Origin of the sequence: Prevotella pectinovora, assembly GCF_041323955.1 — a bacterium.
Lineage (GTDB): Bacteria > Bacteroidota > Bacteroidia > Bacteroidales > Bacteroidaceae > Prevotella > Prevotella pectinovora.
Map to the genome: position 1 here is coordinate 444,485 of NZ_JBGLIV010000001.1, position 25,192 is coordinate 469,676.

Consider the following 25,192-nt stretch of genomic DNA (forward strand, 5'->3'; position numbering starts at 1 on the left):
ACACTCTAACAAGGCTCAGAGCCGATAACTTTCTATCTGGTCTTTGCAACTATGTCGATGAGGACCTAAACGATTTATAGCTTTACGGCTGGGTCATTAGCTGGTTTACCTCTTCGACAGACCGATTCTACCTTTTTACAACAAAGGTACGAAACTGTCTTTAGCAATCATAGTTTTACCTTGATTATTTTGGAGTTTATGCGACTTCGTCGCAATCTTCTGCAAACTTAGAGGTCATTAGACCGTTTTGTGTTGTATCTTATAACAGCTTGCCGTTTTGTGTGATATTTTATAAGAAGTTTCCTTTGACTGCTGATAACTCTGTCAAGTTATTGTCAGAGACTGGCGGAAATCATTTTCTCTTGAACATCACATGCAGTGAATGCTGCTTCTGAGGAATGGAGTATTTGGTAAGCACGCCAGGTCCGCAGCTGCTGTTTCCCAGTCCCATCATTGCCGCGTCGATATTGAGAAAGACGTTGTTTTCAGTATGCAGGTCGCAGTCGTGGGCTACGGTAGACAGCTGATGCTCCGAATAGGGAAGGGCAGAGAAGGCAAACGGAGTGGCGTTGGCTGTCGTCACGGTGTAGCCTCTGCCCTTGGCATCGGTGAGAGATAGCGTGACGGTCTGCTCATGGTTGCCGCTCGACTGTGGCCGCGGATAGTGTACGTATTCCTGGTCCACGCTGCTTGTCCATCTGCCGATGCCCGTAGCTTCGAGGCGGTCCACATAGCTGTCCTGCAATCCCTGTCCATACCATGACAAGCGGGTCATATCCTTGTCCATCAAGAACGTGTTGCCGATGCATGGCAGTGGCGGCAACTGTCCCTCAGGAGTATACGTGGCGCTGAAATCCACAGATCCGTCAGCATCCATGGTGTATACATAGTCTGTGGTTATCTTGCCATTGGCATAGCGGCATTCCTGTGTTGTGGTCACAGTAACCGTTCCGTCGGCATTGCGTTTGGCGTCGAGAGGCTTCACGGTGACAGTCTCCGGAGAGTCAAGCCTGTTGTTCTTCCAGTCTTTAGCTATCCAGTTGCCGAATCCCTTGTCGTTGTCGAGAGGAGCGCGGAAGAAGTGGGGCTTCACGATATCAAACCACTCCATTGCCTCTTTCATGTCAGCCTCTCTGCCGGTTTTCAGCGGCATGGGACTGAAGGCTGTGGCGAGGCGGTCGTTGATGGCAAACTGCTCGTGTTTCACTTCGAAGCCTGCCTTTGCCCACTTGGTGTCGCTTTTCAGTTGGATGCTGACATTGAGCCGCACATCGGCAGCAGGGTCGAACTTGACGGAAGGTACTGTCAGATCCTTTATCTCACCTTTCTTTATCACTTTTCCGTTCTCCGTGATGTTAAATGCGATACGGTAATTGTCCATCTCCACCATATTGTCGAGCATCACGACATGCAGCCTGTTGCCCGTGAGCTGGACATCCATCGGCGCATACACCTGTTTCACCTCATTATATTTGGGAGTAAGCTTGCGGTCAGACGATACTATGCCCTTCACGCAGAAAGCCTTCAGATTGGGCACATCGCCGAAGTCACCGCCGTATGCCACCATCGTCTTTCCGTCGTCGCGTTTCTTGAATATCCCTTCGTCTGCCCATTCCCAGATGAAGCCGCCGAGCATCCGCTTGTGACTGTATATCTCGTCCCAATACTCCTTGAAGTTTCCGAGGGCATTTCCCATGGCGTGGGCATATTCGCTGGTGAGCACCGGACGGTTGTCGTTGGTCTTCCGGGCGATGCTCAGCAGACGTTCCCATCGTGCGTTCTCAGGACGCTCCATATTGTTGTCCTTCACTCCAGGGTTGAGATATTCTTCCTGCACACGAGGATAGAAGCGGCTAATCACGTCGACATACTCCGGGTCCTTGTTGTCTGCGCCCTGTGCTCCCTCGTAGTGTACGGGGCGTGTGGGGTCGTATTCATGAATCCATGCCGCTGTCATGGCAAAGTTGGGACCCCATCCCGATTCGTTGCCAAGCGACCAGAACACCACCGACGGATGGTTTCTGTCTCTCATCACCATCCGCTGCGTGCGGTCGATGAATGCCGCTGCCCATGTGGGGTCAGAGGCGAGAGTGCCCCGAAGTCCGTGTTCCTCTATGTCGGTTTCGTCCATCACATACATGCCGTATTCATCGCAAAGCTCATACCACCGTTCGGTGTTGGGATAATGGCAGGTGCGCACGGCGTTGATGTTGCATTGCTTCATCAGTCTGATGTCCTCCACCATGCGTTCCTCCGTCATTACGTGTCCCGTTTCAGGGTCCATCTCATGGCGGTTCACTCCGCGCAGCCTCACCTGCTTTCCGTTCACGAGCATCATACCGTCTTTTATCTCCACCTTGCGGAATCCCACCTTCGTCTCGGCCCTCTCCACCGTATTTCCGGCAGAGTCGGTGAGGGCGAGTTTCAGCGTGTATAGATAGGGATGCTCGGCGTCCCATTTGTGTGGGTTCTTTATAGTGGTCTTCAGCCATCCGTATGGAGCGTAGCCACGCTGCGGGTTGCGCTGGTTGAGAATCTTTCCCTTCTTGTCAAGATTCAGCATCGGTTCGGCGGCATGCCACAGGGCAGTGTCGGTCACCGCTTTCCCGTCGGCATCGTAGAGCATTGCCGAGATGCGGTAGCCCTTTCCCTTCTCGTCGCCGCAGACGCTGAGTTTCGGGTCGATCACGAGTTCCGCATCCCTATAATCATCATCAATAAGCGTGCGCACTCCAAAGTCGGCTATGCGTATCTTCGGCGTGGCAAAGAGGGTTATGCTACGGTGTATTCCGGCGATGCGCCACATGTCCTGGTCTTCGAGATAGCTGCCGTCTGAATATTTCATCACCTTTATCGCTATCATGTTGTCGCCCTCTTTCAGATATGGCGTGAGGCAGAATTCTGCCGGTTCCATGCTGCCCTGAGAGTAGCCCACCTGCTGTCCGTTGACATACAGATAGAAGGCACTCGACACGGCGCCGAACCTTACGAACACCTCTTTCCCCTTCCATGATGCAGGCAGGGAGAATGTGCGGCGGTAGCAAGCCGTGGGGTTGCGTTCCGTATAGGCGGTGTAGGTCTTCTTCGGTTCCCGCATCACGTGGGGCGGGTCAATCTTGAAAGTGTATCCGGAGCTGCTGTATATGGGAGTGCCGTAGCCGTTCATCTCCCAGTCGCCAGGCACTCCGAAAGTAGTCCATCCGGTGTCGTCGAACGAGAGACTGTAGAAGTCAGCCGGCTGTTCGTCGGGTGTCTTGGTCCAGTTGAATTTCCATTCCCCGTCGAGCGACATCTGCATGTCGCCATTCCCGTTGAGATACGGCATGAAGGCGGCACGTGCCGGCATACGGTTCTTTTGCAGCACATACTGGTTCTCCCAGTCGTGTTGCTGTGCCTGGGCTGCAGTGGCAAGGGCCAGTGCGGCAGCGAGTATGATGTGTTTCATAACGTCTTGTATATAATTATATAAAAATGCATGATTATATAGGATTGACGTCCGTGAGGTCGGTATGTAACGTGTCGTCACTCTTTCCAAACCCTCTTTTTCAGCCATAAGGCAAGTATCGGATCACACATTTCCATATATTTAGGAGCAGTGAGCGAGATGAGGTCTTTCTCAACGAGAGTTTTTTTGAGTCTTGTCACATTGGCGGCCGTGCCCAAGCGGTAAGTGTTCAAGACCGCTGACTGTGTGAATCCCGTGTGTACGCCATTTACCAAGGCGTGAAGAAAATTCATCTGATAGGCAGAAAGATCTTCTGTCTGCTGGATGAACAGTGGTTCACAAGCATCGAGCAGACGGTTGATACCGTATTGTACATCAGATTCCGTCACTTCTGTCTTGGTTTTCAGCCAAACAAGCCATGCCAGTTGTTGTACATAAGAAGAATACCTGTCTGTCACGGAGCAAATGGTGTGTGCAAGTCCTTCAGATATATGTTTTCCTGTTATTTTGAAACGCTCACATATGTATGCTACCCAATTCTCTTCGCTTATCTTGTTCAGATAAAACAGGTCTCCAAAGCGATAAAACGGATAGCTCTGGTCTTGGAACATTTTTTCCATCATGTGTTTCTTGCTTCCGTAGAGACAATATGAAACGTGTTTCTGTAGTTGCCATATTCCCCGTAGTTTCTTCTGAAATATCAACGAGTCGTTGAAATCGCCAATCTGCTGGAATTCATCTATGCACACTATAATCCTATAGCCTTGGGCTTGTGCTATCAATTCTGGTAGCTTCAACACGTCTTCTGTTGTACTGTTGCTTGCATTGTATTGCAAAGAGATGGAAAAGTCAGTCAAAGGGTCTTGTCCGAAACTTATCTTAGGGACAAACCTGCTTAAAAATACTTTCGTGTTTTCCATCCATTCCTCCCATTTAGTTGATGTTGCACGTACCACTGCCGTTGCAAAGGCATTGATGAAGTCTATCTCAGAGCGACAACCGAAAGCGTCAATATGTGCAATCTTTATGTCATCACTTTTAACGAGCGAGCATACCTTGTCGACAAGCGACGTCTTTCCCATACGGCGTGGAGAAATCAATATGGTGTTGATGCCATAGTTAAAGTTAGCCTTCAGTCGTTCTGTCTCTTCTTTTCTGTCAGTAAAAGTATCGCCTTCTACACGAACACCGAAAACAAATGGAGTTTCAAAGTTCTTTGCCATAACTGGATAGTATTGATGTTACGCATGCAAAGATATGAAAAAAAATAGTTTTAAACAAGGTTGTTTAAAACAAGGTTGTTTAAAAGTTGTAAATCCGCAACCTATAGCGAATATGTGCTATAGGTTGAGGATTTAATGGGATTTGATGGTATTGTATTGTTTTCAGAATACAGCAGCTGCTTTTCTGATTTCGCAAATTTAGTGAATGGTTTCCGTATACAATAGATTTTGTCTTGGCGTGATTTCTGTATCGTAAAGGATACCCCCCAACGGTCTGATGGCCTGTTTGAAATAAAAAATCCGCAGACCAATGAGCTTGATTTGCGGATTTGTATTCATTTGTGTGTTTTGTTACCTTTTCGTATACTCTTTCTTTACATCAGACTTGTCTTGCCTTCGAGAGTGTCGTGGTTGTTGCGGAGGTCGGTCCAGTCCACTTTTTTCTTGGTGTCGATGCCATTGATGTATTTCTCGATGTTGGTGTAGCCGTCGCCGTTGCAGTCGAGGTTGGCGTCAGACGGGTCGTTGGCGTTCAGACCATTTGCAATCTCCCATTCGTCTGGCATTCCATCACCGTCGGAATCTTTCCATGCAGTGTACTTCTTGTATTTAGGGAATCCTCCCATCTGCTCGATGCTGGTAATGATTCCGTGCTTGTAAGAATCATTGTCAAGACGACGGTATTTGAAGAAGCCTTCTTCGTTCTTTGATTTGTCGGAGAGTCCCCACATATCTCCGTATGGATTCTTCTTTGGAAGTTTCTTTACGTAATAAGCCTGTCCTGTGCGAACCTCCTCAACGATGCGCTGGTCAACGATGTCGCGGCAAGGGAAAGTAGCTCCTACGTTTGACAGAACCTTATCGAAAGTCTGATCAGAAGGAATGATGGTCATGTGAGGCATGGTGAACGGTTCGTCAGAGTGCATCAGTGCTTTTACGTCATCAGGAATACCGTTAGGAAGATCCTTGTCGGCAATCTGTATGCCGCCGTCCCAGTTGTCCTTTGTTACGCGTTCGTTGCCTTCAACGATGTTGCCTGCAGCATATATTCGTCCGTATTGCGGATAATCGAAGAGTTTGTTGCTACGGCTCTCGCTCTTTACGATACGATAGCTGATAGGGCCTTCTGGAGTGAGAGGTCCTGGTTTGTAGTAGTTGTTGATGAAATTACTCATTGTAGAGTATTCACCACCATCAGCAGTACGGTGAACCCAGTTGTAGATGATGTTGTTCACGAAGTTGAACACGCCTCCCCATCCGATAGACGGGTTGCGGCCAGTGTTGTCAGCCCAGAGGTTGCGCATGAACGATGAGTTCTCTCCACCAATTGTTGATCCGAAGGCATGGTTCCATGTGTCGAGAGCCTTGGCTGATATGGTGTTCTGGATTGTTACGTTTACTGTTGGTACCTTGCGCTTTGGCTTGCCGTCATGGAGGTCAAACATGTGGCGATAGAACGAGATGTTCTCGTCCAGTCCCCACTCGCAAGAGCAGTGGTCAATCATAATGTTACCGACAGGATTGCCTCCGAAAGAGTCTTCACGGTACCATACGTGTGTGTTGCCGCGGCGGAAGCGCATGTGTCTGACGATTACGTCATGGGTGTCAACCTGAAATGACTCTCCGGAAATCTGTACACCCTCTCCTGGAGCGGTCTGTCCGGCTATGGTGATATAAGGGGCACGTACGATGATAGGAGTCTTGAGCACGATGTTTCCTGATACATTGAAGACAACGATACGTGCACCACCCTGTTCACAAGCCCAACGGAACGAGCCAGGACCGTCATCGTTGAGGTTTGTTACTGTGAGAACCTTTCCGCCACGGCCTCCGAATGTGTACATACCGCCACCCTCGGCTCCAGGGAATGCTGGAATCTTTGCCTGGCGCAGGTCGTATGGACGAGAAGCCCAAGGTACATAATGGCGTCCTTTCATAGCTTCAGCCTTGACGATAGGCCATGCAACAGCCCATGCAGAATCAGAATGGGCTGTCCAAACAGCTGTCAATGAGTCGATTTTCGCTTTTGCCTCTTGTGTGATTACGGGGTACTGTGCGTGTACCGCCTCTGAGCCGACCATGAGGGTCAGCGCAGCCAACAATAGTTTTTTGCTAATCATAATTGTTATGTTTGTTTTAATTATCCTTTTAGCTTATTTTATGACGTTGGCAACAATGATGTGTAACCATTTGCCTATACATGAAAATCCCTCTCATAGTGTTTGGGTATGAGAGGGATTAGATTATTGTTATTGCTGAATTATTTAACAAACTTCTTTCCGTTCTGGATAAGGATGCCCTTGGCATTGTTGTTTACGCGCTGACCTGCAAGGTTGTAGATAGGAGCATTGGCATTAGCCTTGTTGACAGTGATGTCGCTGATACCTGTTGTTCCGACTGTAAACTCGAAACCGTAGATACCTATCTGGCTCTTTGTGTTGAACATGTGGTAAGATTTGCCAGCCTCTACAGGGAATGAAACGTATCCGAGAACCGGACGGTTTTGTGTGATGCCGTTGGTGTGCTGCAGAACGTAGTCGTCGGCCATCTTGCCAGTGTTCAGATATTCAGCGTCGCCTGTGTCAACGCTACCCTTGAAGGCAAAGCCAGTGTTCTGGTAGAAGATGGAAACGTCGATTGTTGAAGGAGCGAGTGGCTGTTTCGTGTCGGCATCAACAATGTATGTAGGGTTTTGGTTCTTGTTGCCGTAGATGGCAACCTTGAGAGTTCCTGATTTCTTTGCAGAGAATCTGTAGTAGAGACCCTTCTGCGGCATATCCATGCCCGGTTCCCAGTATGTGCCGTACACGCGGTGTGCCGTACCGTTATCTGTTTCCTCGTCAAACTCCCAGTGGCTTAACTCCGGGTTTCCCTGGCCCATCAGATACTGTGCAAACTTTGGGTTACATCCGTCAACAATAAGTGCATCGTTGCCGTCCACTTTGCCTTTAAGCTCCCATGCTACGGGTTCTTTGTCGCCTTCTTTCACGCCGTTTGGTGTAGAAACGGCTGTCATGGTCATGTTTTCGGTCTCAGCTGTTATAATGAAAGTCTTGAGTGTTGACGGCTTGCTCGTGTCTGGGGCATCGGCAGTGCCTCCACCGTAGATGTTTGATGTGGCTTCGCCCTGTACGACGTTCTCAAGATTATAGTCTGCAGCCTTCCACACTTCCTGTGCGTTTAAACTCATTGCGCAGAGCGCAACTGATACAAGAGTAAAAATTTTCTTCATGTTTCGTTAGTTTTTGAAGTTTAATAGATGCTTAATTTTTTCAGTCCTGCTTTTTTATGATTGTATGAAATACGTTTCAAAAGTATTGCTTATATTTTAAATATGTGTATATGTACGCGTTTATTTAAAATCTTTTAACCGTAAAGCACACAATATATCTACATGTTAACATTGTTATCTTTGCTTGTTTGTTTGTTGCGATATTCCAATGGTGTCATGCCGAATTTCTTCTTGAAGCATTTGCCGAAATAGCTTGATTCCTTGAAGCCCACTTCATAGGCTATCTCAGAAGCGCTCTTGTCGGTGGTGACGACGAGTTTCTCTGCCTTGTCGAGACGGATTTCCCTTACGAGGTCTACGGGGGCGAGCCCCGTCAGGCTCTTCAGCTTCTTGAAGAATGCCGAACGGCTCAGTCCAACACCCTCGGCTATCGTGTCGATGTTGAAGTCATTGTTCCGTAAGTTCTCCTCTATGATAGTGCGGATGCGGTCAACGAACTGCAGGTCTTTCTTTGCCAGATGGTCCTCGTATCCGTTGCCCTTTGCTGTAGGTTCTGCACTGTTCTTTGCCTGCAGCACCATCTTGCGCTGGAATATGCTCTGTTCGCGCAACAGCTGCTGGATGCGTGTGGCAAGCATCTCGTGGCTGAAAGGTTTTGTGATGAAGGCGTTGGCACCAGTGGCGATTGCTTTCATCATGTCGTCATCGCCGTTCTTTGCTGTCAGCACTATCACCGGAACATGGCTCACGCTGAAGTCACGCCGTACTCTCTTCAGCAGTTCCACGCCATCCATACGTGGCATCATGAGGTCTGTGATGATGAGGTCGGGATGCACGTCAAGAATCTTTTCCAGAGCGTCGGCACCGTCTGTAGCCGTCACCACATGATAGGAGTGGCTCAGCTGTAGCTGCAGCATCCGTCTGAGATCACTGTTGTCTTCGGCGAGCACAAGTGTAGGGCGGTACTGGTCTTCAGAATGGGTATCGTCGTTGGCGGCAGCCTTATCTGCGGCATCACTGCTGATTCCTTCCGTGTCGCCGGCGTAGGTCAGATCCTGCGGATTGATATTGTCGCCAAGCAGGATGTCGTGGTCGTCGTCTTTGAACTTCTCCTTGCTCATCGGTATTTCGAGAGTGAACGCCACTCCCTTGCCGTCGGCAAGATTCTCCGCCCATATCCTGCCATGATGCAGAGCGGTGAATTCGCGCGACAGACTGAGTCCTATTCCCGTTCCATGCTGGTGTGAGTCAGAAGATTGGGCGTTGTCTGCCATAGAGAATCTCTCGAATATCTTTTCCAATTGCTTTTCCGGAATTCCTACACCGTCGTCGCTCACTGTGATGCGGCAGATGTCGGCATCATAGTCGGCAGTCAGAGTCAAGGCGATGTTGCCGCCATGGTCGGTATATTTGAATGCGTTGCTCAGCAGGTTGTTCACTATTACGGCAATCTTCTCGGCGTCACACCAAGCCATGACGGGCTTTTCGGGCAGATTGAAAGATAGCGTGATGTTGCGGTCTTTGGCTGCGAGACGGTACTCCGTGCAGAACGCCTCTGCGATGGCATTGATGTCGGCATGAGAGAGCTGCAGACGCATCTTCTTGTTCTGCAGTTTGCGGAGGTCGAGAATCTGGTTCACGAGATGCAGCATCTTTGAAGTGTTGCGGTCGATTAGTTGCAGATATTCCTTACCCTCGCTGCTTAGCGTTTCGTGGCGTTTCAGTTCCTCGATTGGCGATTTAATGAGAGTGAGCGGTGTGCGCAGTTCGTGGCTCACGTTGGTGAAGAATCTGATTTTCAGTTCCGCCAGTCTGTCGTTGATATACACCTCGTTGCGCATCCTTATCATATATAGCGAGAGTCTGATGCCGGCATATATGGCAAGACACAGGAGGATGAAATAGATGGCGTATGCCCACCACGTGGCCCACCATGGTGGCAGCACTGTGATGAGGATAGTGCATTCTGGTGAGTCGTCGTAGACAGACTTCACTCTGAATGTGTATTTGCCAGGCGGCACGTTGGCGTATGACGCCAGACGGCTGTTGTCGTTCAGGTGCCATTCGTTTTCATATCCGTCGAGGATGTATTTGAATGTAGTGCGGCTGTTGTCTATGAAGTTCGGAGTGGTAAACTCTATGGAGAACATGTTCTGGTCGTGGTTGAGCACTATCTCCTTGGCATATCGTGGCGACATCTCGCTGATGGCGGGGGAGAAGCTGTCGAGGCTGCGGTTCTGCACCTTGAAGTCCACGATGATGGTCTTGTAATCATGTCTTGAATCCTTATCCAGTTCGTCAGGACTAAACACTATTATTCCCTCCCTGCAGCCCATGAGAATCCTGCCGTCGGAGAGACAGATGCTGCTGTTGTCTTCCACTTTGTTGCGCATCACTCCGTCGAGGAATCCGTATGTCCTCACCGAGTGGTCGCTATCAGAGAAGCTGATGTTTGTCAGTCCGTTTTCAGTCGTCAGCCACAGGCGGTGATGGTGGTCTTCGGTCATAGTAGACACTATGTTGCCCACCATGTTGTTTTCACGCATGCTCTCAAGATGCAGCTTTCCGCTTCGTTTGTCGTAGCCCATTATCCTGTTTGTGCTGCATCCGAAGATGCTGAGCCAGATGCTTCCGTTGCTGTCTTTGAATATGGAGAATATGTCGTTGTCCACTACGGTTGGGTTGTCGCCCCGTCTGTAGTCGTTTATTGTGATGTCTTTCGGTGCCTTGAAACCGGCACCGAACGAGAGCAGTCCGTCGGTGGTTGCCACCCATAGCGTGTGGTCGTTGTCTTCGGCTATCTGCCTCACGTTCAGATACAGGTCGTTGTGAGGATATTGTTTCAGTTCATTGTTCTTGTTTATGAACACTGTCTTTCCGTTTCTGTTTGCTATGAGGTTCAGACCTCCGCCGTATGTGCATACCCAAATTCTGCCCTTTGAGTCCTGGAAGGTGTAATACACTTTGTCGTTGCTCAGCGAATAGCGGTCGTTGGCATTGTTTCTGTATGTGGTCAGTCTCATGCCCTGCTGACAGCTTTTGTCGGGAGTGGCCTTCGTCAGTCCGCCACCTTTGGATGCCAGCCAGATGTTGCCGCTGCGGTCTTCCATGATGTTGTATACGATGCCCATCGTGCCATTGTATTTCCTCACCACGCTGTTGGTCATCAGATCCACGCAGTAAACGTTTCCCCGCCTTGTGCCAATCCACAGTAGTCCGTCGCGGCTCTGGTACAGGGCGCGTATTCCGTAGTTGTTGTCATTCGGGTTGGTGTCGCCGGCGAGAAGCGAGGAAAGCAGATAGGAGATATGTCGGTGTGGGAAGCGCACCTTGAACAGGCCGCTGTTTGTAGACGAGAGCCATAGCAGTCCGTCTCTGTCGATATTGATATCAGAGAATGACGGACTCTCTTGTTCATTCAAGAACGTAGGAGTGAGCTGTTGGGTGAATGTTGATGTCAGCATATTGTCTATGCTGCCCATCCGTTTCGTTGTCCTGTCATAGCGCCACACCTTTCCGTTGCGCAGCAGCACGAAGAGTCCGTTGTCGCCGGCATCGCAGAATTTCACGGCATCCAGCGTTGTTTCCATCGGTGTGGCAAAATGTTCGGTTGCCTTTGTCTTTGGGTCAAACATGGTCAGTCCGTCGGCGAGACCATATATCCAGAGTTTCCCTTCCTTGTCGGCGAAAGCCGTTTCTGCCTTTGTCTTTATGGCGGAAACCAGTTTCCCGTTCACGTCATAAATGCCGTCGGCAGTAGAGAGATACGTTTGGGTTCCTATCGTAGTGATGGTGTTTATGGGCGATGTAGAGGTGGTGCGTATGATGCGTGTCTGTCCCGTCTTCATGCTGATGGATATGGCATAGCCATTCGCCGTGCCAATCATCACCAAGCCGTTCCCGATGCCGAAACATGTGGCCTTCACGCCTCTGCCCGGTCGTGAGATTATCCTTTTGCCTTTGAGAGATTTGGGTTTTGATATTGTGGCTACCTCGAAGTTAGGTCCCAGCCAGAATATGTAGTCAGCCGTCTCGCCCACCACGTTGTGCTTGAGTCTCATCGTCGTCCTGTCGATGTCGTGGCGTGAGTTGTATATGGGCTTGATAGCGGGGTTGTTTTCCTTGTCTGTGAAGACCTCATACAGGCACTTGTCGCGTGTGTATAGCAGCGTGTTGCCGTTGTCCATCGCCTGCACCTTTATCACCCTCATGTTCTTCGACACGCCTTTCAGTTCCGAATACATGTCATTGAAGCGTTCGGTGGTCTTGTCGAATCGGAAGAGTCGGTTGTCTGTGGTCCTTATCCAGAGGTTGTTTCTGTTGTCCTCCACGATTGTGATGACCTTGCGTGGCGGGATGTCCGACTTGGTGTCGCGTCGGGTGGCATATTGCGTGAATTTCGTTCCGTCATACGACATCAGTCCGTACCATGTGCCGAGCCATAGCAGTCCGTCGCGGTCTCTGAGAGATCCATAGACGGCAGTGGATGGCAGTCCGTTTTCGGTGGAGTATCTATCCACTGTCATGTCCGTAGCCTGTGCTTTAGTATGCAACGGCAGGATAAGCAATGAGAGTATTGCCAATATTATGGTTTTCATGATGATTCCTCTTGTAGTTGTTTGTCAGTAGTCTTATTACTCTGTGGCCACCATCAAAACGGTCATTATGCCGTTTTATGTAGCTATTCAATGATGATCGATTTGGCTCCAAAGTTACGGCATTTCTTCAAAATATAAAAAGAAAGGCAGGAATATTCGCATATTCCCACTTTCTTTTATTAGTATTTCTCCTCCATACGGTATCAGGCTGTGAATAATGTGTCTTTTTCAGACCAGTCCTGACATCCGGTTGGGGCTGCTATGTTTGTATCCTGAAAAACGATAATTGGTATAGAGTTGTAATATAAATTTCATTCTTGTCATGCGTCGGATTTCAATGCAAACAGGATTCGCATTTTCAAGTCCGCCTTTTCTTTTTTCGACAGAGGTACTGTTGTTCCTATGCCGCTTTGTGGCATTGTCTGTCGTTTCCCGTATTGTGTGTACTTGTCAGTCATATTCTTCAGTCGAGTCTTAAATGAGCAGTATTATTTCAATGTTTTTTACGCATATAAGACGAGGCTTTTATGACTATGTACTCATATACTGAGATATTTTTTGAGAGAAATCGACAAGTATGTCAGTCTGCAGTCCGCTCAATTGTTCTCGGCAGCCATTTCTCTCATACGGCTAAGGCTGCGGTGCATCAGGTTGCGCACAGACTGGTAGCTGATGCCCATTATCTGGCAGATGTCGTCGTATTTGCGGCGCTCTATATAATAAAGGTGTACAATCTGCTGCTGGCGTGGCGACAGGTTGTGGATGTATTGTTCCATAGCCTCGTTACGCCTCTTCTCCTCTTCCATCTTCTCGAAGTCGTATGAATTATTCTGTTCGGCAAGTCGGCGGGTGTTGTAGTCGGTTATCTCCTCGTCTGACAGGCGCACCTGGCGGCGGAACTCGTCGTTGATGCGGTTTCGGAGCGAGACATAGAGATACGACTCGATGTTGCACACCTTGTCCAATGCTTCTTTCTTGTTGAACAGTTTTACGAATACGTCCTGTATGCAGTCCTTGATGAGCTCGCGGTCTGATGTGAATTTAGATCCGAACGAGAACAGACTGTCCACGTGTTTGTCGTAGAGTTGCGAAAAGTTTACCATAGTTTGATAAGAAATACTGCTTTATAATGTTCCCACTCATGGCGGGAGAGTTTGTTTTAGAGTTTTATAGATTTGTTGTTGCAAAGATACTAATTGTAAAGATACAATTGTTTTATATCAAGTCTGTTTTTATGGTAATAATTGGTTTTTCTATAAAAAAAACAGGTATTGCACTTCATTTTGCAATACCCGTTAATCAATTCGTTATGTTTCGCTAACGTTATGTCATTCGTTTTTCAATGTTTTTTCTCATATCTTTTCTATCCAGTACACCTGTTCCGCCTTGCTTTCAGACAGTGTGTAGCTTCCGTTAATGGCGGTTTTCTTTGCCACAGACCTTATGCTGCCGCTGGTTTTGTCTATGCAGAATATGTTGTAGAGCCCAGTGGAGACAGTCAGACAGAGAGGTTTGTCGGTATGGCTGTAAACCACATAGCCAATGCCATCGTCGCCTATCATGTCATAAGCCCCCGATGCAGTCTGGTTGTTGTCCACTACTTTCATCTTGGCAACGTCGGATAGGAATTTCTGGTCGTCTACCGGTATGTTCGGCAGTGATCCGCCGGCCATCAGTATAGCCCAGCCATACTGCGGATATTGCTGTGCGAATAGTGTTACCGCTTTGTCAGGGAACATACTTGTGTATTCCCTTACTGCCCGGTATGCTTCCTTGTAGCCGGTCTTTCCCACTTTCATCTTTCTCATGAACTGTCTTGGGGCCATGTTCTTGCCGGCAGGAGGAGCCCAGAGACCGGTGGTGTTGTAGTGCCAGTAGCGTATGTCGATGATGTCTACCACCTTTGAGAGCTGCGGGTCGGCGAGTATGGAGTCCTGTGCGTCTTTAGTGCAGCTGAGGGCAATCATGGGGTGTCTGCCCGTTTCCTTTTCCCATCTCGCTATAGTCTCCAGCCAGAAGCGTGTGAAATGTAGCGGTCCGGTGTATTCCTCGCTGATCAGCTGCACGGCGTTGCCGTTGTCTTTCAGTTGGTCGAGACACATGCGGATATATCCTTCGTGCAGTGGGCGCAGGGCAGGGTCCTGTTCGTTGTAGAACTGTTCTGCCATGAACACTCTCTTGTCGCCGGCAAAAGGTACAGGTTCTGGAAAGCTCGTGCCGTTCACATTGTTCACCGGTCGCCATGGAGCGTCCACCCAGTGGGCGCCAGCCTCGATGATGTTGTGCTGGAAATAGTTCTGGTTGAACAGCAGCATTCCCTCCTTGGCGGCAGCCTGTGCGAAGTCGCGTTCCCTCTGCCAGTACCATAGGTTTGGTTTTGTCAGGTCATACAGACTCAGTCCGTCCCACGCCCTGCCCTTGCCGCAGCGGGTGAAAGGCTGTTCGTAGAATGGAGCGCTGACGTCGCCGTCGGCTCTCTTCACTCTTTCGTGGTCGATGCGGCGTAGGTCATACCATAGTCCGTAATGGTTGTCGAGCATGGCATATCCGTTGTCTTTCAAGAATGTCACCACAGAGTCGATGCGGTCTGTCCATCCCGTGCCCTCCCTTCCGGGCACGAATCTCGTTATGGCAGGTTTGGCGCCCTTTACCACGAAGTTGTCTTTCGTCCTTCCGTTCCACCAAGGTATGGCATATCGGTTGCCGACGATGAGTCTGCCGTCGTATGTCATCTTTCCGTTTGAAATGGCGAAAGCCTTGTTGACGGTGTTCTCGTCGCTGCCCTTCAGTGATTTGCCGTGGGTGTTTGTTGACTTTATGTCGTTGATGTTCTTGAGTCCGTTTGCCGAGATGCTTGCGGTGTATGGTATGGAGTCAGTCCACATCTCTATCGTCACGCGTGGTGTGGTAACCGATTCCATGGCGAGCCTCTGTGCCACCTCTATTGTAGGACTGCTCGATGCTGTGATGTTCCTGTTATATACATAACCGTTGTTGCCTTTGTCGCCCACACGCTTTTGCAGCTGGTCGTAGAAAAGGCTTCGCGGGGTCACGGCGTCGTTGCTGCCGCTCCATTCCCCGTTGCCGGTCATCGTGCCCCAGCAGGCGTTGGCGCTCGAACGGTTGTCTTTGTCAGGAGAATAGCAGTAGAGCGTTGATGCCGTACACTGCCACATCATGCTGTTTGCCGTGTTCCATCCCGTTCCCATCTGCCAGTTTTCGAGATTGCGGAACGAGAGGTCGCCTCCCTCGATGTTCACCACGTCGAACAGTAGTCCCGGTGCCCATGAACCCACGCTGCCGCTGAAGCTGAGAGCCCCTTCGGCGTCGCATTGCACGAAGGCGTTCGGGCCCGGCGCTGCGAAGTCGGCTGCAAAATCATGAAATCCCTCTTTCGACACGCATCGCTGGAAGAGATTCTGTTCGCCCCTCGTCAGGAACACCCTTCTGCGCCAGCCTCCGATTTCCGACACCGGTTCGCTCGCTATGCAGTCTTCAACGGTGATACGCCTTGTCTGCCTCTGCAGGTTCACGGCGCTGCCGGCAAAGTGCAGAAAATCCGTACGTCTCACCCAGCAGTCGCCGGCATTGTTCATCCACACCCCGTCCCAGCAGTGGTCCTCATCCTTCGGGTTCCAGTCGTTGTGCTGAGAGGCGAGCGTCATGTTCTCCACACCACATTCCGTTATCTCCCCCTTATTATAAGAGGTGATGACCATAGCCCTTCCGTATTTCTGGTCTATAGCCATCGTGATGGGGGCATCGAGGGTTATTACGTTTCCTTTTACGCTCTCCACAGTCCTTGTCCACTTCATGTCGATGTCTGAAGGTTTCCATCCCGTGTAGTCGAGTCCTCCGCCAAAGTCATTGCATCCCAGACTCTCTATCCATTCCTTGGTAGACGGTCTGAAAACCATTATCCTTTCGCCAACTTTGATTCCGGCAGTGGAGGAGAGCGTGATGTTCAGGCTTCCGGCAGCCAGTTTCTGGTCAGCCACCATTATCGTGTCACCTTTTGTCATTGCGCTTTGTCCCTCGATATATACGAGGGCGCCGCGGTCGGTGCCACGCTTCACGAGCTTCGTCTTCCGTTTTCCCATACCTCTCAATACCACTCCCGATGCACTGATTCTCAACGGTTTGTCGAGATAGAACGTGCCTTCGCCGATAAGCACCGTGCCACGGTGTCCCTGTTTGTCAGCCTTCAGTCGCGACACGTAGTCGATGGCGCGTTGCAGACGGAGGCTGGCATCGGTATCGTCGGATTGACAATCCACGAACACGGCATTCCTCACATCGGGAATACCGCCCACAGAGGCATGGTAGCCACAAGTGGAGTAGTCCATTGGGATGAATACGCTTTTCTTCTTCCCTCCCGCCGCGGCACTCAGCGTAGCGCACAGAATAGTGGTGGTCAGGATGGTCCTCGTTATTTTCATTATCGTATTTGGAATTTTGTTGTTGTCATTTTATTGTCGGATTTGTATGGCGGCAGTATTCTGCCACCTTAAGATTCAGACGCTCTTTGCGCCTTATTGTAACCTGTATCCGCACTTGAACCTGTATGTATTTTGTTAGAGCCTGTAAATCAAAAGGAACTTTACGACATCAAGCGTAAATGATACCATAAAGTTCCCTTTGCTCGCAAGAAATCAATCTTGCTTTATTTCCTCCTGAAGACGAATTGTTTGCTATAAATTAGTGATTTACATCCATTAACTTGGATTTGGCGGTTTCAATGGCTGTAAGTTTCAATTCATCTTCATCCTCCAAAGCATCCAAAACCTTGTCGGCAAGCCAAAGGGTGAGCATTTCTTTTTCGTCCACTTTGAAATATGTTGCCATTTGAATTACTTGGCTTCTCTTTGCTCGCCTGTCCCCACGTTCAATCTTACTGAACATGGGTGTGTCTATTTCTAAGTATGCAGCCACTTGACGCTGCAATATTCCTTGTTCGTCTCTTAGAGACCTTATCTTGTTTCCTAATAACATATCCGTTTTATTCTTTGTCTAATATTGCGATTTCCCAATAGCTTCCATATTTACCACCAGTTCGTTTTATTATACCTAATTCACGAAGTTTACGTATTTGCTTCTCAACTCCTCGTGAAGACATATTCAATTGCATTGCGATTTCAGCGGCTGTTATATGTGGGTCTTGTTTTATAATATCTATAATCAAGTCCTTTGTTTCCGAACTTCTTTCCGAACTTTTCGTTTTTGTTTCCGAACATCTTTCCGAACTGTTGCTATTAGTTTACGCTATAATTGGTCGCTTTCGCTATAAATTCTGTTGAATTACGACGAATTTGAAACCATTTCGACGAATTTTCGACGGAATTACGTCATTTTCGTCGAATTTCGACGGTTCTTTCACTGAAGAAACCAATTCCGTCCATCAGTTTTTATCAGTTCTTCCATTTTCATGGCTTTTAGTAAATCTCCAAGCATGCGCAACTGCTGCTCTTCCGTCTTGTTGGCAGGTAGCACATCTTTGAGGTATTCGTATATACTATCTCGCTTGGCACCTTCATCTCCTGCATTGCCGAGATATTGTAGTACCATTTGACGCAACCTCTCCTTGTCCAATCCTTACCCGTTGGCGGAATTAATTTAAGTTGATAAATATGTGTAGAAAGTTGTACAGATAGCTGATTTTTAGTAACTTATTGGTGGCCAAAACATTAAGTTCAAACCGTCGTATGTACATCCTTTACACAAAATTCGTCAAAATACTTGAGATATGCAAGCAATTCTCTGAAAATCTCGTCAATGAATCGGGTAATGTTCCACACCGTGGTCATGTTCCCAAATTTTCTGACTTGGAAGTAGTGGCACTATCCCTGACGGCTGAGGCCGAGAACATTGATAGTGAGAAGTGGTTGTTCGACTATAAATTTCAAGAGAACAAGGACAGCATTCCTAATCTCATACCAAGGAGACAATTCAATGACCGCAAAGACAAGAAAGAGGATTGAGACAATATTCCCACAACTTACAGACCTGTTCTTGGTCATCAGGAACTATGCGAAAATAACGAATGGTTTGTTTGCCAGAATCAATGGCAAAATTAGTGCACTTACCATTCTGCAATACGTAAACTTCATTAACGACAAGCCCATTGGCAGAATTAAGTATGCACTAAATTAATTCCGCCAACAGGTTCGCTATGAATCTTGTTTGTCATCAAAAATCAGTCATAGTATCATTTTCCTCCTTAATGAAGCCACTAAATCGCTATAGACTAATGACTTGACTCAATGATACTTTTCTGAATGCTTTACAGAAAAGTATCATTAAAGTATCATTAAAGTATCATGGAAAGTAAGCTTAACACTATCATCGCGGATGCGCTTTCAATTATCAGATGACATCAACTTATTGGGCAACCGCCTGGCATAAATTCTGCCCAACAGGGGCAAGCACCTTGCCCCTGTTGAGAAAGCACCTTGCCCCACATGGGCAAGCATCGTGCCCATTTTAGGGCATAAAGCTGTTGAAGCTCAAGTATCTCGTTCTGTATTGGAGATAGGTAAAAGCATGGGGTTTCTGCTGGTTTAAAACAAAATGATCATTAGGACTTGTTTGTATTTTGTTTATTCTAATTTGGGTAGACCGATTTAAGTTTATGATAGTCGTAGTCTATTATGATATAGATGTGCTCATTTGTTTGTCTATAAAAGAAGCCGTATCTTTGCATCGTCAAAATTGATGACAGACCAAGTATTAACCAATAAAAATAAAAGATATGGAAAAGCTTTCAGATATAATAAAGAGCGGTCAACTGACTCTCGTTGACTTCTTTGCCACATGGTGTGGTCCGTGCAAGACAATGCATCCCGTTTTGGAACAACTGAAGAAAGAACTCGGCGACAGCATACGCATAGTGAAAGTTGACGTAGACAAAAACGAAGCCATAGCCATGCAGATGCGCATCCAGTCCGTTCCCACCCTGATGGTTTTCAACGGAGGAGAGATGAAATGGCGACAGAGCGGTGCCATGTCGGCAAACGAACTGAAGCAAGTGATAGAGAGCGTGAAGTAGAAAAGACAGCAAACAGTAATAAAATACCCAATTGAGTAAAGGTAAAACAATAACTTGACCGACAAAAATACAGGTCAAAATTTGATCAAGTTATTCTTTCACCATTACTGAACGTCCTAATGACCGTTTGGGAAGTAAATATTTATCGGCCATGACAGCAAACAAGAAAAAATTCCTCATAGTGGGTGGAGTGGCAGGTGGAGCTACTGCAGCCGCACGCATCAGACGAATGACAGAAGATGCGGAAATCATACTCTTTGAAAAAGGAGAACATATCTCATACGCCAACTGCGGATTGCCATATTATATCGGTGGAGTGATAGAAGACCGCGACCGTCTGTTTGTGCAGACTCCAGAAGCTTTCGGCAGACGTTTCAATATCGACGTGCGCACAAGGAGTGAAGTGACGGCGATAGATGCGGCAGCCAGACAAGTGACCGTGCGCACCGCCGGCGGCAAGGAATATAGCGAATGCTACGACAAACTGTTGCTCTCACCGGGAGCGTCGCCAGTGGTGCCGCCTCTCGATGGCATCGACAGCGAAGGAATCTTCACGCTGAGAAACGTGAGCGACACCGACCGCATCAAGCGTTATATGAACGACCACAAGGTGAGGCGAGCTGTCATTGTGGGAGGCGGATTCATCGGTCTGGAGATGGCAGAGAATCTGAAGCACGCCGGCGCACAGGTGGCAGTGGTGGAGATGGCAAACCAGGTGATGGCGCCTATCGACTATTCGATGGCGGCTCTCGTTCACGACCATCTGCAGCAACAGGGCGTGAAACTGTATCTGGAACAGGCTGTGGAAGGCTTCTCTCAGGATGGAGAAGAACTGGAAGTGCATTTCAAATCAGGCATCAGTCTCAAGGCAGACCTGGTGTTGCTGAGCATCGGTGTGAGAGCGGAAACACGACTGGCACAGGCAGCAGGACTGAAACTTGGCGACATGCGCGGCATTTGGGTGAACGAGTATCTGCAGACATCAGACGAGAACATTTATGCCGTAGGCGACGCCATAGAATATCCTCATCCCATCACCGGCAAACCGTGGCTTAACTTCCTGGCAGGACCCGCCAACCGTCAGGCACGCATCGTGGCAGACAATATGGTGATGGGCAACAATGAGAGATACGAAGGGGCAATCGGCACGGCAATAGCCAAAGTGTTCGACATTACCGTGGCATCTACCGGTCTGCCGGCAAAGCGACTCAAGCAGATGGACATCCCTTATCTCTCAGCCACTATACATAATGGCGCCCACGCCGGATACTATCCCGGCAGTATGCAGATGGACATTAAGATAACCTTCTCGCCTGAAGACGGCAGACTCTATGGTGCTCAGATCGTGGGCTACGACGGGGTGGACAAGCGCATCGACGAATATGCCATGGCGATAAAGAACGGAGCCACAGTAGACGACCTCACCCGTCTGGAGCATGCCTACGCACCGCCATTCTCTTCAGCCAAAGATCCCGTGGCGATATCAGGCTATGTGGCAGGCAATATACTGAGCGGAAAGATGACTCCACTATATTGGCGCGAGTTGAAAGATATTGATACTACGAAGGTGACGCTCATCGATGTGCGCACAGCCGATGAATATGCTCTGGGGACAATAAATGGAGCCATAAACATCCCGCTGGACGATATGCGCGACAGGCTGTCTGAGATACCGAGAGACAAGCAGATATGGCTGTTCTGCGGAGTGGGACTCCGTGGCTATCTGGCTTCCAATATTCTGAAAGCCAACGGATATGAAGATGTGCGCAATCTGATAGGAGGATACAAGACATACAAGGCTGCCACTGCAAAGATAAACACGCCGGAAGGATTCGACGAAGCAGCAGATAATAGTCAGGCGAACGCTTCAGAAACGTCAGGATGCAGCGCTGATGCTCCGTCGTGTTCCGCAGACAAAGAGGTGATAAAGGTAGATGCGTGTGGCATTCAGTGTCCCGGACCAATCATGAAGATGAAACAGGCGATGGACGCATTGAGTGCAGGCCAGCAGTTGGAAATCCGTGCCACAGACGCTGCCTTCCCAAGAGATGCAGAGGCATGGTGTAATACAACAGGAAACAAGTTTCTGGGCAAACGGTCGGAGGCTGGCATACACATAGCTCTCATAGAGAAAGCCACACCATGCGCCATAGAAGCAGCCAAGCCTCAGACCAACGATTTGGGAAAGACGTTGATACTCTTCAGCGACGATCTCGACAAGACGCTCGCCACATTCGTTCTCGCCAACGGGGCGGCAGCAACAGGAAAGAAAGTCAGCATATTCTTCACGTTCTGGGGACTGAATGCAATAAAGAAGACTCACAAGCCAAAGGTGAAGAAAGACATTTTCGGACGGATGTTCAGTTGGATGCTCCCTTCAGACTCTTCCAGACTGGCACTTTCGAAGATGAACATGATGGGTATGGGCGCCAAGCTGATGCGCTATCTGATGAACAAGAAGGGAGTGGACTCTCTGGAGTCGCTTCGCCAGCAGGCAATCGACAATGGAGTGGAGTTCATAGCCTGCCAGATGTCGATGGATGTGATGGGAGTGAAGCGCGAGGAACTGCTCGACAATGTCACCGTCGGAGGTGTGGCAAGCTATATGGAGCGTGCAGACAGGGCAAACGTGAATCTTTTTATATAAGAAGAAACAGTCAACAATGTATATGCCCATTCACTAACACCGCATTATGAATCTACAACAACTCAGATACATAATCGCCGTCAACCGCTTCCGCAATTTTGCGAAAGCGGCTGACTCGTGTAATGTATCGCAGCCAACGCTCAGCGCCATGCTGCAGAAACTGGAAGAAGAACTCGACATCAGAATCTTTGACCGCACCAACAGATCGGTGACGCCTACCACCGCCGGCGAAAAGATAATCCGTCAGGCAGAGAATGCGCTGATGGAGATTGAGCGCATCGGCGAGATAGTTTCTGAAGACAAAGGACAAATAGGCGGCGGGTTCAGATTGTCGGTAGGTCCCACGATAGCGCCATACATACTGCCGAAGTTCATCAGACACTATCGGGAGATGTATCCCACAGTGGAATTGTCGATACAGGAAATGAAAGTGAACTTCATGATAGAGGCGCTGCAGCGAGGCGAACTGGATGCCGGAATGGCGATATCGGGCAATGTGTGCGATGGGGTGCTTGAGATTCCGCTCTATGCAGAGAAATTCATGGTATATCTTGCCGAGAGCTGCTGGCGCAAGTTGCCCGTATTCAAACCGGAGAATCTGGAACACGAGAACATGTGGATAATGAAGGATGCCCAGTGTCTGAGAGACAGCGCTTTCTCTTTCTGTAAAGCACGGAGCAAGGGAACCCATATCTATGAGGCTGGCAGCATCACCACCCTTGTGCATATCGTCGACGAGAATGGCGGTTTTACCATCATTCCGGAGATGCACCTTCCGTTTCTCAACGACAGGCAGCGGGAGAACGTGCGCCCGATAGAAGGCGACTATCTCTCGCAAAGGCGAGTGTCGCTGTATGTCAAGGAGGATTATGTGAGAGAGCGTATGCTCAACACCATTACCGACACCATGAAGACATTCATGCCCGCAGGGATGATAGGCGAGGGGATAATGAAATACGGCATCAGACTATGACCGTTTTGAAAAATATAGTTGCCAAAAAACAAAATCCAAGCAGCCCTGATGGCTTTTAAAGATGACAAAATCCCGTGCTGAAAAGATATTCTCTATCACGGGATAGATATTTACAATTGTTCACATGTAGAAGGAATAGTATCTTTGCAAAACTATATTATGACAACAACTCCCAACGTTCAATAGCCCGTTGGGGAGGATAAAGCAAAGATATGGAGAAATTGCGTAAAATATACCTCTTCTATTATGAAGGCTTCAGGGGGATGACGGTCGGCAAGACGCTGTGGACCATCATCCTCATAAAGCTCTTCATAATGTTTGCCGTTCTCCGCATATTCTTTTTCCAGCCCGCCCTTTCGGGCACCGACGAGGAGAAAGCAGACAAAGTGAGGGAAAATCTGATAACAACGAAACCTTAATAAAATAGCGTATGGATATAATCAACGTAGTAGAATGGTCAAGGGCACAGTTTGCCCTTACCGCATGTTACCATTGGCTTTTCGTTCCTCTGACATTGGGATTGGGAATAATAGTAGCCGTGATGGAGACAGTGTATTACCGCACCCGCAAGCAGGAATGGCTCAGTCTCACCAAGTTCTGGATGACGCTCTTTGGCGTAAACTTCGCCATCGGAGTAGCCACGGGTATTATACTGGAATTCGAATTCGGTACCAATTTCTCCAACTATTCATGGTTCGTGGGCGACATCTTCGGTGCTCCGCTTGCCATTGAGGGCATCTTTGCCTTCTTCTGCGAAAGCACTTTCTTCGCCGTGATGTTCTTTGGGTGGAAGAAGTTTTCTGCCGGCCAGCATCTCGCCGCCACCTGGCTCACTGCCTTTGGCGCGAGTCTGAGCGCATGGTGGATTCTCGTTGCCAACTCATGGATGCAGTATCCTGTGGGCATGGAGTTCTCTGCCGACCAGATGCGCAATGTGATGGTCAGCTTCCGGGATGTGGCTCTGTCGCCGGTAGCGGTAAACAAGTTCATCCATGCCGTCACCAGCGGATGGTGTCTCGCCGGTGCCTTTGTCGTATGCGTCAGCGGATGGTTCCTGATGAAGAAGCGCAACGTAGACTTTGCCGTCAAATCCATCAAGGTAGGCGGCGCAGTAGGTCTTGCAGGCATCCTGTTGTGTATGTTCTCCGGCGACGGCAGTGCTGTTGAGGTGACAAAGGTGCAGCCCATGAAGCTCGCTGCCATGGAGGGTCTGTATGAGGGCAAGGAAGGCACGTCCCTTGTGGGCTTTGGCATACTGAATACGGAAAAGCAGTGGAATGACGACAAGGATCCGATGCTGTTTGAGATAGCCATACCAAAGGGATTGAGCATACTGGGACGCCACGACGCCAATGCCTTTATTCCGGGCATCAAAGACATTATTGAGGGCAAAGACATTGTGGATGGAAAGATGGTCAATACCGTTCCGTATGCCGAACGCATCAAGCGCGGCAAGGCAGCCCAGAAGGCTCTGGCGGCATACAACGAGGCTAAGAAGGCAGGCAACGCTGCCGGAATGGCAAAGGCGGAAAAGGAACTGAAGCCAGACTACAAGTATTTTGGCTACGGCTACTTCAACGATGTGAAAGAAGCAATCCCCGATGTGGCAATGGTGTTCTATCCTTTCCATATCATGGTCGCCGTAGGCGGATGGCTGTTGGTGTTCCTCGCCGCAACGGTGTTCCTGTCGTTCAAGAGACGCGGATGGCTGAGCTGCAGATGGAAGAACATAAGTATATTCCCGCTTTTGGCATTTGTCACTTTGCCTCTGGCATATCTCTGCTCCCAGTGTGGCTGGATAGTAGCCGAAGTGGGTCGTCAGCCATGGGCAATCCAGGATATCATGCCAGTGCAGGCAGCCGTGTCAAGTCTGTCGGTAGGTCAGGTCGTCACCACATTCGTCATCTTCGGCTTGTTGTTCACCATCCTGCTGTGTGCTGAGATAAACATTATGATAAAGCAGATAAAGAAGGGTCCCGAAGTGCAGGAACACGTAAACTAATTTTGTTAAACCCACAAATATATACAC

The 25,192-nt window shown here is 48.8% G+C and carries 15 protein-coding genes and 1 pseudogene; 6 read left to right on the forward strand and 10 right to left on the reverse strand.

Annotated features, from left to right (window positions below; all coding sequences use genetic code 11):
• Positions 1–352 precede the first annotated feature (352 nt).
• The 10 genes from ACDC99_RS01740 to ACDC99_RS01785 form a co-directional block, all read right to left on the reverse strand.
• A complete protein-coding gene (locus ACDC99_RS01740) occupies positions 353–3,445 on the reverse strand; it encodes a glycoside hydrolase family 2 TIM barrel-domain containing protein (protein WP_288763058.1) in 3,093 nt (1,030 codons plus the stop codon).
• A 77-nt stretch (positions 3,446–3,522) separates the two neighbouring features.
• Entirely contained in the window at positions 3,523–4,668 is a 1,146-nt protein-coding gene (locus ACDC99_RS01745) for an AAA family ATPase (protein WP_370755576.1), read from the reverse strand.
• Positions 4,669–5,042: 374 nt separating this feature from the next.
• Entirely contained in the window at positions 5,043–6,788 is a 1,746-nt protein-coding gene (locus ACDC99_RS01750; protein WP_370755578.1) for a polysaccharide lyase, read from the reverse strand.
• 140 nt (positions 6,789–6,928) lie between these two features.
• On the reverse strand, positions 6,929–7,900 hold the full coding sequence (locus ACDC99_RS01755) for a hypothetical protein (RefSeq protein WP_287073518.1): 972 nt from the start codon (positions 7,898–7,900) through the stop codon (positions 6,929–6,931).
• Between the two features lie 158 nt (positions 7,901–8,058).
• Entirely contained in the window at positions 8,059–12,498 is a 4,440-nt protein-coding gene (locus ACDC99_RS01760) for a two-component regulator propeller domain-containing protein (protein ID WP_370755580.1), read from the reverse strand.
• A 596-nt stretch (positions 12,499–13,094) separates the two neighbouring features.
• Positions 13,095–13,601, reverse strand: a complete 507-nt coding sequence (locus ACDC99_RS01765) for an RNA polymerase sigma factor (RefSeq protein ID WP_044072683.1) — start codon at positions 13,599–13,601, stop codon at positions 13,095–13,097.
• Positions 13,602–13,850: 249 nt separating this feature from the next.
• Positions 13,851–16,937 (reverse strand): DUF6298 domain-containing protein, encoded by a 3,087-nt coding sequence (locus tag ACDC99_RS01770; RefSeq protein WP_370755583.1) that lies wholly within the window; start codon positions 16,935–16,937, stop codon positions 13,851–13,853.
• A gap of 259 nt (positions 16,938–17,196) precedes the next feature.
• Positions 17,197–17,490, reverse strand: a complete 294-nt coding sequence (locus ACDC99_RS01775) for a helix-turn-helix domain-containing protein (RefSeq protein ID WP_288592191.1) — start codon at positions 17,488–17,490, stop codon at positions 17,197–17,199.
• A 7-nt stretch (positions 17,491–17,497) separates the two neighbouring features.
• Positions 17,498–17,680, reverse strand: coding sequence for a winged helix-turn-helix transcriptional regulator (locus tag ACDC99_RS01780; RefSeq protein ID WP_370755585.1), 183 nt, complete (start codon positions 17,678–17,680; stop codon positions 17,498–17,500).
• 191 nt (positions 17,681–17,871) lie between these two features.
• Positions 17,872–18,063, reverse strand: coding sequence for a hypothetical protein (locus tag ACDC99_RS01785; protein WP_289064492.1), 192 nt, complete (start codon positions 18,061–18,063; stop codon positions 17,872–17,874).
• A gap of 86 nt (positions 18,064–18,149) precedes the next feature.
• On the opposite strand from ACDC99_RS01785, the pseudogene ACDC99_RS01790 reads away from it, so the two are divergent.
• The 6 genes and pseudogenes from ACDC99_RS01790 (at position 18,150) to ACDC99_RS01815 (ending at position 25,165) form a co-directional block, all read left to right on the forward strand.
• Positions 18,150–18,648: pseudogene (locus ACDC99_RS01790) on the forward strand (hypothetical protein).
• A gap of 598 nt (positions 18,649–19,246) precedes the next feature.
• Positions 19,247–19,543, forward strand: a complete 297-nt coding sequence (gene trxA / locus ACDC99_RS01795; protein WP_042519526.1) for a thioredoxin — start codon at positions 19,247–19,249, stop codon at positions 19,541–19,543.
• 151 nt (positions 19,544–19,694) lie between these two features.
• A complete protein-coding gene (locus ACDC99_RS01800) occupies positions 19,695–22,190 on the forward strand; it encodes an FAD-dependent oxidoreductase (RefSeq protein WP_370755590.1) in 2,496 nt (831 codons plus the stop codon).
• Positions 22,191–22,236: 46 nt separating this feature from the next.
• Positions 22,237–23,163, forward strand: a complete 927-nt coding sequence (locus tag ACDC99_RS01805; protein WP_042519528.1) for a LysR substrate-binding domain-containing protein — start codon at positions 22,237–22,239, stop codon at positions 23,161–23,163.
• A 212-nt stretch (positions 23,164–23,375) separates the two neighbouring features.
• Positions 23,376–23,582: a DUF4492 domain-containing protein gene (locus tag ACDC99_RS01810; protein ID WP_278841028.1), complete on the forward strand. Its 207-nt coding sequence runs from the start codon at positions 23,376–23,378 to the stop codon at positions 23,580–23,582.
• 11 nt (positions 23,583–23,593) lie between these two features.
• Positions 23,594–25,165: a cytochrome ubiquinol oxidase subunit I gene (locus tag ACDC99_RS01815; protein WP_370755593.1), complete on the forward strand. Its 1,572-nt coding sequence runs from the start codon at positions 23,594–23,596 to the stop codon at positions 25,163–25,165.
• The last annotated feature ends 27 nt before the right edge of the window (positions 25,166–25,192 follow it).

Bases quoted from the DNA above. Each gene is read 5' to 3' on its own strand.
- ACDC99_RS01740 (WP_288763058.1), bottom strand. From the start codon at position 3,445: ATGAAACACATCATACTCGCTGCCGCACTGGCCCTTGCCACTGCAGCC.
- ACDC99_RS01745 (WP_370755576.1), bottom strand. From the start codon at position 4,668: ATGGCAAAGAACTTTGAAACTCCATTTGTTTTCGGTGTTCGTGTAGAA.
- ACDC99_RS01750 (WP_370755578.1), bottom strand. From the start codon at position 6,788: ATGATTAGCAAAAAACTATTGTTGGCTGCGCTGACCCTCATGGTCGGC.
- ACDC99_RS01755 (WP_287073518.1), bottom strand. From the start codon at position 7,900: ATGAAGAAAATTTTTACTCTTGTATCAGTTGCGCTCTGCGCAATGAGT.
- ACDC99_RS01760 (WP_370755580.1), bottom strand. From the start codon at position 12,498: ATGAAAACCATAATATTGGCAATACTCTCATTGCTTATCCTGCCGTTG.
- ACDC99_RS01765 (WP_044072683.1), bottom strand. From the start codon at position 13,601: ATGGTAAACTTTTCGCAACTCTACGACAAACACGTGGACAGTCTGTTC.
- ACDC99_RS01770 (WP_370755583.1), bottom strand. From the start codon at position 16,937: ATGAAAATAACGAGGACCATCCTGACCACCACTATTCTGTGCGCTACG.
- ACDC99_RS01775 (WP_288592191.1), bottom strand. From the start codon at position 17,490: ATGTTATTAGGAAACAAGATAAGGTCTCTAAGAGACGAACAAGGAATA.
- ACDC99_RS01785 (WP_289064492.1), bottom strand. From the start codon at position 18,063: ATGGTACTACAATATCTCGGCAATGCAGGAGATGAAGGTGCCAAGCGA.
- trxA (WP_042519526.1), top strand. From the start codon at position 19,247: ATGGAAAAGCTTTCAGATATAATAAAGAGCGGTCAACTGACTCTCGTT.
- ACDC99_RS01800 (WP_370755590.1), top strand. From the start codon at position 19,695: ATGACAGCAAACAAGAAAAAATTCCTCATAGTGGGTGGAGTGGCAGGT.
- ACDC99_RS01805 (WP_042519528.1), top strand. From the start codon at position 22,237: ATGAATCTACAACAACTCAGATACATAATCGCCGTCAACCGCTTCCGC.
- ACDC99_RS01810 (WP_278841028.1), top strand. From the start codon at position 23,376: ATGGAGAAATTGCGTAAAATATACCTCTTCTATTATGAAGGCTTCAGG.
- ACDC99_RS01815 (WP_370755593.1), top strand. From the start codon at position 23,594: ATGGATATAATCAACGTAGTAGAATGGTCAAGGGCACAGTTTGCCCTT.